Annotated in this window: 1 protein-coding gene; it reads left to right on the forward strand. The window is 74.5% G+C overall.

What is annotated here, in order from left to right; genetic code table 11:
- On the forward strand, positions 1–263 hold a 263-nt coding region (locus AC0IVP_RS21940), incomplete at both ends, for an ABC transporter permease subunit (protein ID WP_471759282.1).

Here is a 263-nt window from a genome sequence, read left to right on the forward strand (position 1 = left end):
GTGCTGCACCGGGTCCTCGGCCTGGTCGTCAACCTGGGGCGCTCGCTGCCGTTCATCATGCTGCTGGTGCTGGTCGCCCCGCTGACCCGTGGCCTGGTCGGCACCACCATCGGCTCCACCGCCGCGAGCGTCCCGCTGACCATCGGCGCCGTCCCGTTCCTGGCCCGGCTGGTCGAGACCAGCCTGCGCGAGGTCGCGCACGGCCAGGTCGAGGCGGCCCTGGCGATGGGCGCCCGCCGCCGGGACGTCGTCCGCACCTGTCT

This window comes from Klenkia sp. AC732 (assembly GCF_979256525.1).